The 10,196-nt window shown below is 35.3% G+C and carries 3 protein-coding genes and 1 pseudogene; 1 reads left to right on the top strand and 3 read right to left on the bottom strand.

The genetic code is table 11. The features are described 5' to 3' along the window. The 3 genes and pseudogenes from L1276_RS25210 to L1276_RS25200 all read right to left on the bottom strand — a co-directional run. A pseudogene (locus L1276_RS25210) lies at nt 1-1,746 on the bottom strand (hypothetical protein); the annotation flags it as partial. A gap of 138 nt (nt 1,747-1,884) precedes the next feature. Next, the gene (locus L1276_RS25205; protein WP_253792641.1) at nt 1,885-6,084 is read right to left on the bottom strand and encodes an Ig-like domain-containing protein; all 4,200 of its coding nucleotides are present in this window, start codon (nt 6,082-6,084) and stop codon (nt 1,885-1,887) included. Nucleotides 6,085-6,484: 400 nt separating this feature from the next. Continuing rightward, nucleotides 6,485-6,961 carry a regulatory protein RecX gene (locus L1276_RS25200; protein WP_253792640.1) on the bottom strand — a complete coding sequence of 159 codons (477 nt, stop codon included), beginning with the start codon at nt 6,959-6,961 and terminating at the stop codon, nt 6,485-6,487. Nucleotides 6,962-7,250: 289 nt separating this feature from the next. On the opposite strand from L1276_RS25200, the gene L1276_RS25195 reads away from it, so the two are divergent. Beyond that, a partial coding sequence (locus tag L1276_RS25195; RefSeq protein WP_253792639.1) for an SUEL-type lectin domain-containing protein occupies nt 7,251-10,196 on the top strand: 2,946 nt, incomplete at its 3' end.

The following is a 10,196-nucleotide window of genomic DNA, read 5'->3' as shown; positions in this document are numbered from 1 at the left end:
ATAAGTTATGTCTCCTGAGTTAACAGCATTTTTGTTACTCTGCATTAAACTCGAATTGTTATTAAAGATCAATGATCCTCCTGTGTTTACGTTTACTGAATTGGTAATGTTTAATGTAATTCCTGATGGAACAGTTAAACTAACAGGAGAATTAACTGTACAAGAGCATGCATAAAAATCTGTTGTAAAGGTATATGGTCCTGTAAAAATAACGCTTTTAGTGCTGTTTGGATCTCCATTTGACCAACTAGTACCATTCCAGGTCGTAGATGATTGATTGGTTACCGATACTGTTGCACTTGAAGGTGACTTACAACCACTAACATTTGTTACTCTAAAACTATAAGTTGTTCCTGCTGTAAGACCAGTAATTGTTGTACTTGTACCTGAACCTCTTGTTATAGCTCCATCTGGACTTCGTTGTATTTCCCAATTACCAATAGGAGGCAAGTTATTTAATACTACAGTACCAAGATCAGTACATGTTGTGTTAACTGTTGTACCAATTGTTGGAGGTGAAAGTAAGTCTATCGAAGTTGGGGTGTCGTTCGTAAATGATGTTCCCGAAATATCTTCCACCACATTTAAGGACGGGTCAGTTCCTGCAACTTTTGCCGAATTTGTAACTCTTCCCGATGTAACATCAGCTGCAGTAACGGTATATGTTCCTGTTAATGTCGCAGTTGCACCAGGTCCTAAACTTGCAATAGAATTTCCAGTAGTATAAGTAATAGGTTTAGGATCTGTTATACGTATATCAGTAATAGGAACTTCTCCAGGATTTTTTACCTCGAAGGTATAATTGATTGTACTTCCTACAGTACCACAAGAAGGCATTGAAGCTGTTTTTAGAAGTTGTAATTCTGCAATTTTTAAGGAATTTGTATTAAAAGCGATAAAAGCACAATCTGAGCTTCCAGAAAAAGTTACTACAAAACGATCTACTAATGAAGCATTGGAAGCATTTATTTCAAATTCGCTGGTCTCAATTGCTATCATCCTTAGCTCTCTTGTTGCTGCAGGAGTAAAAGCATACGCTCCATTCATACTAAACAAATCAAGACTATAAGTACCCATAGATGGTGTTGAATTATTGAACGTTATTGATAATTCTTTTCCAACGGTATTGCCTGAAGCATCAATGAATTTAAATTTATCTGGTGTACCGCCATACTCAGCTACCTGAGTTACAATCAAATCAGGTGTTCCATCATTGATTCCCGTTGTATTTAAATTGTTTGTTCCAATTTTAAATTCTGCTGATCCGGCCCTAATATTTGCAACTCCAGTTCCAAGTGAAAGTCCGTTTACACCATCAGTTAATCTTGATGCAAGTTCAGCACCAGTAGCGGTAGATCCTGCTATTGCGGGCTCTAATCTTGTAACAGTATTTGATCCATCAATCATTGAACCTTGCAGAAAGTATGTTCCCGTTGTTGAACCCAAAGATTGGATTTTTAAAGCTCTGAATTTTTGTTTATCGTATGTTACAGAATGTGTGTCAAGAGCTCCGTCATTAACTCCAGTAGAATACGTTTTTCCGTTCCAGTTAAAACCAATTAAATTGTTTTCAAGGTCTGGTCGATTTCCCGCAGATGTTGAAGAATTAGAAGACCAGTACCCTTTCCAATCTGTATAAATTCTGGATACGGTAGATTGACCAGATACATTTAACGTGATTAAAAAAAGAATGAAGGATAATTTTAAAAATAAAGAACGGGTAAACAAAAGTGATTTTGGGCACATATTGGTTTATATTTTTTTGGTTGATTGGGGTTAAATGTGTTATATATTGTTAATGTTTTTTTATTCTTTTGATTGAGTTTTTTTACATAGAAAAATCCGACAGTGAAAACTGCCGGATTTTATTGTTTTATTTTTTTACTATTTGAAAATCACTTTTTTGGTTGTTATATAATCATTTTCAAGAACAACTTTTAGTAATAAAACCTGATCGCCAGACTGTAAATTTGATATTGAAAATTCTGTCGTTCCAACTTTACCTTTCTGATAAATTTGCTTTCCAGAAATATCAAATATGATAACTTCTTTTATATTTTCTTTTGCTGAAGTTACTTTGACAATTTTGTCTTTAACAGAAATTAAAAGTCCGTCTTTTACATTTTCAAAATCACCTGTTCCTAATGTTTTATTAGTATAGCGCAGGGTGAAACGGTCTGTAAAAGTTCCAGCTTCGGTTTTAAAAGTATAATCTCCGGTTTTTAAGTCAGAAACAACTCCGGTTTTTTTGTCTTCCAGATATACATTCTGGCTGTCAAAGAATCCGTCAACATGATCAATTGAAACAGTAAAGTCTCCAGCAATTGTAGTTTTATAACCTAACGGGATTATATCACTATTCTCGAAAGGAAGCGCTCGTCCTTGAATAGAAAATTTAGCAGTTTCGTTGATGCTATAAAAATCTATATAAGTGTTCCCGTTAAAACTAGCCGCATCATAGTTTAAATCTTGTCCATTTGTTGCCCCTTCGATATAGCCTATCATAGTTTGTTTGAAAGCACCTTCGGCATTTGATAAATTCAGCCATACACGGTTTCTTTCCAGATTTTCTGTTTTTGCTGTTTTGTAGAAATTACCATTGTTTCCGCCTACTCTCATACCGTTTGTATAGGTAATGCTTGTTGTGGTTGGTTTGGCAAAAAATCCTTGTCCGGCAGCAATGTATCCCGTTGGAGCTGTTGCATCTCCACCGTTTCTAACACTTCCTGATAAGTTAAACGCTGCATAATCTGCAGAGGCATATTTGTATTTATTGTTTGATCCATCATTTGCCGGCGGCGTATTATGAGTCCACAAATAAATCGTTCCAATATTGGTATCACGAATAAGTTTATAACCATCAATAGCAGAAGGATATGGGTTTCCAAGTAAATTGAATTTGTTTTGAACAGTCGTCTTCGGAACATCTCCGTTGTTAGGAACTCCTATAAACAAAGCTGTCTGGATAGTTGGTGTAACAATATCAGTGTTTTGAGGTCCTCTCACACTGTATCCTTCTCCCGGAGTCATAACTAATCCCCCGCCATAACTGATTACCCAGCTTGCATTTGGATTATAACTAGTATACTTGTCCGAAAGTGTATATGGAGACATTTTGTAAAGCGTAAAATTAGAAGCCAATGTTAATGGTGATGACCAGTAAGTGTAATCATAACGACGCACACTGGTTTTTCTTTCCATTTCAAAATTGGTAGTACCTCCTTGAAAAGCACTTGCTGCGGTATTATTTTGCAATAATGATCCTCCATCTTCTACAAGAAGTTTTCCAGTTCCTTCCAAAATTAAAGCATCATCTATTGTAAGAGTTTTATCTTTTGGAACTTTAAATGTAATTCCTGGTTTAACAGTACAAGAACACACATTTAAATCTGACGCTAAAGTTGTATTTGATGAAATTGTTATGGCAGTTCCTGGTGCTGGAGTTGATGTTCCGTCATAATAATTAGGAACGATATTAAAATTAACAGCAATATGTGCATCGCCTGCATTTTCTCTAAGAATAATATCTACTTTTGAACTTGAATTTAACGTAAAAGTTCCAACATTCTGCAAAGTATTAGTGTCACTATTTTGGCGGAAAATTCTGGTTCCATCAAGATAAATTTCCCCAATATCATCGCAGTTTACTAACTGTATTTGATAGTTGCCACACGGAAATCCCTGACGTTTATAAGTTATAGTAAATTGATCATCTGCAATAGGCGCACCTTGCCACCCTGAATAAACTGATGGGGATTTTTTATTACTCCAAAGGGTTTTCGTATCAAAACTTACACGATTGTCAACATACGTTCCGGCATAAGCTTTAGCAGGCAAATTTATATCCGCAACTGAGAAACCATATACATTCCATGTGTTGATACCATACGGAAGAGAAACATCTCCTTTAATTTCGCCAAAAGAAAATGAAACACGCGAAGCCTCTTCATATTCAAAATATTCTAAGACGAAACTATGTTGTGCCGCAGAAAGTGCAACCTGACCTGAATAAACAGTATAACTGTGTCTTCCCCAAACATTAGTAGGTGTTAGATCTACTAAATTTCCATCTACATATAATCTTACTCCATCATCACCGCCAATTGTAAAATTATAGGTTCCCGCTGTAGTTGTTGTCTTCATTTTGTAACGTACAAAAAAACGATCTGAAGGTGGTGTAGTACAAGGAATATTTGTTGTAGATCCTGCTACTGGGCCAGTTCCTATATTTCGGTCAAAACGTGGAGTAGCTTCATTTACCATTCCAATATAGGTAGCATTTCCAGAAATTGGAAGAGTTTCAGGTCCAACAGGATTTGGCCAGACATTTCCAGTCCAGCTGTATACATATCCAATCCATGATTCTGTTCCAAATTCTATTTGATTTCCTGGAGGTGTACACAAAGGTGCTGTTCCATTTATATAAACAGTTGCTGACGAATAATTTGAATTTGCATTACGAAGTGTATAGGTAAACGATGTTGTTCCAGAAAAACCACTTGCAGGAGTAAAAGTTATTTCATTTGAAGCATTAACTGTTGCAGTTCCATTTGCTGGTTGTGTCACAGTAATAGGTTGTAAAGCTGATCCCCCCACAACATCATTCTCTAAAACAGCTATTGTTAGAGCCTGATTACTTGGGGTATTTTTATAATCATTGTTTGCTAATAAAGTATTGACATCTTTTATAGTACCAGTAATTACAGGACCAACACTGTTTCCGTTTCCATTTAATATTTCAAAAGTATTATTAGTACTATAAGCATAAATTCTAATATAAACTGTCTCATTTTTTCGCACAGGATTTATATCTGCTGCAAAATTATAACTCAAAGGAGTCCAGCTGCTAGAAGTATTTGCCCCACTAACCCAAGTTTTAACATCATTTTGAAAATTGCTATCTTTAGAATAAACTATCCTAAATTTACCACCTCCATTACGATATGTGAAATTAAACTGTTTTAAAGTTAATTCATGATTCCCATCAGGATTTATTTTAAATTGAATATATTTCCCAGGATCATAACTCCCTCCGTTTTGCTGAGGAGTCGGCCAGCTTCCTGTTTTAAAAAAGGCACTAGTTGTATTTTCATAAATATATGTAAGTGATGCACCAGTAGTAGTTATTGGTGATGTTGTATTTACATAAGTTTTTACTACTGGATCATAACTATTACCAGCTCCATTCCAAAGTGATAAATTTTCATCAGTATCATTTGCAATTGTTACTCTTACACTAGCTGTTGAAGTTTGTGTTCCAGCAGATATGGTGTAACTAAAAGTTGAGATCCCTGTGAAATTTTGTGCAGGATTAAATGTTATAGTTCTATCTGGATTAACAATTACAGTTCCTTGGGACGAGGTTGGAGGTGTTGTAATAACTAGAGAAGTAACATCTTGCTTTTTAACATCATTATTTAAAGCATTAATGTTTACTGCTAAATTTGTTTTAGTATCAACATAATCATTAATCGCCAGAATCTTTGTAGAATCAAAAGACGAAATAGTTCCTCTGATTATAGGAACAATATTTGTAGGTTCTGTACCTGTTTTAATATCAAATGTATTATTAGTACTATATGAATAAATTCTGATATAAATGGTTTCGTTATCCAAAACCGGATTAATATCAGAAGAAATAGGTGTGCTGAATGTTGTCCAGTCGCTAGGAGAAGCAGTTTCGGAAATTAAATCTTTTACTCCAGTTGAAAAGGAGGCACTTTTAGAGTATTTAACTCTAAATTTTCCAGATCCAGATCTGCATTGGAATATAAATGTATTAAGATCTAATTTGTAATTAGTATTTGGTTTTATTTCAAACTGGATATATTTATCAGGATCATACTCTCCTCCTTTTTGCGCAGGAGTAGGCCAGCCGCTAGTTTGAAAAAATGTACTAACGCTATTATAAGAAGTAAATTGTTGGTTTATTCCAATAAACTTAACATCTAATGGGGTAACATTAGTTGCTGGAACAGGAGCATTTGTGTTTCCTCCATTTGCTGCATTCCACTTTGCAAGATCGGCTTGTGCAATCCCAAAAAATGGCAGTAATAATAAAAATAAAAGTAGAGTTTTTTTCATACTAGATGTGTTTCTATCAGATTGTTATGCTGGCATAGCTTTTCGAACCGAGCAAATATAGATACATCTACGTGTTTGATTTTATTAAGGTTTTCACAACTAGTATATAATCGATAAGATGTTAAAATAATCGACGAACTACATTGCAAAAATTAACAATTTATGGAAATTCTTATAAAACGCCTTTCTTAAAAATAAGAAAAATCCGTAATATAAGCATATTTGGATCGTGTTTTTTAATGGAATAATCGAAAAAACGTCAGATGGAATAAAAAAATCGCAGAAAAGCAATATTCTACAACTATAAGTTATTTTTTATTCCGTGAGGAATTTAGGACATTTTAACAGACTGAATTGTTTCTTTTTAGAATACTCTTGAAACAAGATTTTTGAGGTATTTTTAAATTGTATTTTGCTCTAATTCTTTTACCTTTTCGTAAACAATATCACTTTCGTAACCACGACGAAGCATATAATCGCAGAATTTTTTCCTCTTTTTAAGCGTATTATTTTCCTGAATAGAATTCCAAGACCTCTCAGAAAGGTTTTCAAAAGTTTCAAAATATTCTTCTGCTGCAATTTCTTTTAAAGCAAGTGAAATATTTGTTGAAGAAATATGTCGGGCTTTTAATTCGTTTGTAATTCTAATTTTTCCCCAGCTTTTCATTCTGTGTTTACCTCTTGCAAAGCTGCAGGCAAATCGAGTTTCATTTAAAAAATTCCCCTCAATCAATTGAACTACAATTAAATCAATCTCATCAGAGGTCATTTTTAGACTATAAAGCTTAGTTACCACTTCGTCATGGCAACGCTCTTGATAAGCACAAAAGTGTTCCAATTTCTGTAAAGCTTCTTTTGGAGTGACAATTTTATTCATGTGTATTTTCTTTCTTTTTAACTTTAATTGCTAAAATTATACAATTAACTGTTAAATTTTATGATAAAATATTTACATTTCTTAAAAACCGAATTTTAAAGTGTTGTTTTTTATTCCAAATTGTAATATTTTTGAGGCAAATTCTGTTTGTTAAACTGTTTAATACATTAAACAGTTATTAATAAGAATTTTAACATTAAACTAAAAAAATCAAGTTTTTGCAAATAACGGAATTCTAGATTTTTTATTAGGGTTTAATATCAAAAACAAATTTAATACCACGCCTACTATGATAAAAAAACTACTTTTTACATCTTTTTTATTTATTCTTGCTTTTGACTCATTTTCACAAACATCGGTTTCAGACAATACTGTTGGAACGAGAACGTGGACGGTTCCTGCCGGAATTACCAGCGTGGCCGTTGAAATTTGGGGTGCAGGAGGTGCAGGAGGAGGCTCAACTAGCAACAATAATGGAGGAAGTGGCGGCGGCGGCGGCGGGTATTCTTCCAGAACATTTGCAGTTGTACCTGGACAAACAATAACCTATACTGTCGGACAAGGAGGAAACGGATCTACAGGTAATGGTACAGCAGGAGGTAATTCCACACTAACTTATGCCGGAACTACTGTTACTTCTAATGGAGGAACTGGAGGTGGTCAAAATAGAGGCACACGTGGGACTGGAGGAAATGGAACAACTTCATCAGGCTCTAATGGAGTTACAGGAAATGCAAATGGAGGAAATGGTGGCGATGCAGGAAATACTACTGGAACAGGAGGCGCAGGACAAAGCAATAATAGTGGAAACTCTGGAACTTCACCTGGTGGCGGTGGCGGTGGCGGTGAATATGATAATAGTGAATTTTGGTCCTGGAATAGACCTAAGTCTGGTGGGAATGGAGCAAACGGACGAGTTAACATAGTAGGAGCATGTACTCCTACACCTACTTCCCAAGCAGGATCAGATTATTCGTTTTGTATTGATTACAGCAATACTCAAACAGGCACTGTGAGTTCAGGACAGTATACAGTAGTAAATGTTATTTCAGGATATAATTACACTTTTTCTGTAGGGAATATTTTTCCAGGCAACGAAAATTTGACCTTATTAGATAATTCAAATAACAATTTAAGTCCAAGTGTTAGTTCTTCAGGAGCTACTGGAACATCAATTACATGGACAGCAAATTTTTCAGGGCAGATACGTGTTTTTTTAGCTGGCAGCTGTACAGATACAAACAGTGGCACAATGACACTTACATTAAACTCTTCACGTAATAATCTTGACAGCCAAACAACCGCAGGTGCAAACAATACATGGATAGGTCATGTATATAATTCTACAGGTGCGGCACCTTCACCATTTACTAATGCAAATTATGCAGGATATTATACAATTGGAACAGAAAATTTTGACACAAACTTTGGCGATGACTACACTTGTTTTCCTATATCCTCAAATGGGGTTCAAAGAGCTTCGATGTATACTGAAGGTTTTGCTGTTAGATATCGTATGCAGTCAACAAGACCTGCAGGATGCTATTTAATCCGAATAATAGGAGATGATGGAGTAAGATTATCTATAAATAATGGCGGTTATGTGTTAGACCGATGGGTAGAACAAGGTGCTACTACATACAGTAATATCTTGGTAAACGTTCCGGCAAACCCAATTTTTACATTAGAATATTATGAAAACACAGGTGCAAACAGAGTTGCTTTCAACATAACACCATTTGACGCGGCTTTAAATACAATTACAGCTCCAGCTACAGTAAATTTCTGCAATGGAGGAGATTCTGGGGTTATTGAAGGTTCGCTGGAATATAACAGCGCTGATGTTAATGCAGCTAATCCGTATATCAATTTTCAATGGCAGATACAAACCAATGGAGGCGGATTCTCGAATATTCCAGGAGCAACTGGAAGAACATATGATCCCCCTGCAATGGCTGCGAACACCACAGCAAATGATATTGTATATCAATATCGACGTCTTGCTACCAGCAATGTTGCGGGAACAGGAACTGCTTGTAATTTTACAGAAAGCACCCCGGTTACAATTACAAACAGTCCGGTAAGTGTTGGTGGAACAGCTTCTGCAAATCAATCGATTTGTTACGGAACTCAGCCTGCAAATATTTCTTTAAGTGGACATAAAGGCAGTATACAATGGCAGGTATCTACAGATAATACAAATTTCAACAATATTAATGGAGCTACAGCTGCAACATTAACTAGTTCTCAAATGGGGTCATTAACAGCAATTACTTATTATAGGGCATTAGTAACAAGCGGCGTGTGTACTAATGCAATTTCTACAGTAGTTACTATCTCACTAAGAGCGGGCAACAATATTATTAATTATATTAATGGAACTTCTAGTACCATTTGCATGCAGCCAGTAGAAAATACAACAGGAACTCTGACAGCGCCATCTGGAACATATTTCAATAATGTAAGTTTCGCTAGTTATGGAACACCAACAGGAACAACTTGTGGTTCCTATGCTATAAATCCATTTTGCCATGCAATAACTAGTCAATCTATAGTTGAAAGTGCACTTTTGGGCAATTCTAATACCGTTTCAATTGATGCTGCAAATGCTGTGTTTCCTGATGCTTGTGTAGGAATATTTAAAAGATTATATGTTACCGCGTCTTACTCTCAAGCTATTTGTGCAGGAAACTTACCAGGTACAATTACAGGATCTGTACCTACTGGTAACGGTACTTATTCTTATTTATGGGAAAGCAGTACTACCAATAATACAAGTGGTTTCTCTGCCGCATCTGGAATAAATAATAGTCAAAACTATAACCCTGGAATTTTAACACAAGATACATGGTTTAGAAGAACTGTTTATGACGGCAGCTGTTCTAGTGTTTCTGCAGTTGTTTTGATAAAAGTAATTGCAAAAACATGGAATGGAAGTATTAATACTGATTGGAATACTGCTGCAAACTGGACTCCAAACGGTGTTCCAACAACATCGGATTGTGTTGTAATACCAAATACTGTTAACAAACCAATTATTAGCGGTACTAATACCAATTCATACGCCAATACACTTTCAGTTACAAACTTAGGTACATTAACTGCAAACAGTACTACTACTCTTAACATTACCAATTCAGTAAACGTAAACACAGGAGGATCATTGATTTTCAACAACAATTCGAGTTTAATGCAGAGTAACAAAAATGCTGTTAACTCAGGAGACATAACTTAC

Origin of the sequence: Flavobacterium sp. HSC-32F16 (assembly GCF_024171645.1) — a bacterium.
In the GTDB taxonomy this organism is placed as follows: Bacteria; Bacteroidota; Bacteroidia; order Flavobacteriales; family Flavobacteriaceae; genus Flavobacterium.
The sequence above is the reverse complement of the archived record's forward strand: the minus strand, read 5'-3'. Positions and strand labels throughout refer to the sequence as shown.

What these genes read in the sequence shown, in the direction of transcription:
- L1276_RS25205 (WP_253792641.1), bottom strand. Translation starts at nt 6,084, where the DNA reads ATGAAAAAAACTCTACTTTTATTTTTATTATTACTGCCATTTTTTGGG.
- L1276_RS25200 (WP_253792640.1), bottom strand. Translation starts at nt 6,961, where the DNA reads ATGAATAAAATTGTCACTCCAAAAGAAGCTTTACAGAAATTGGAACAC.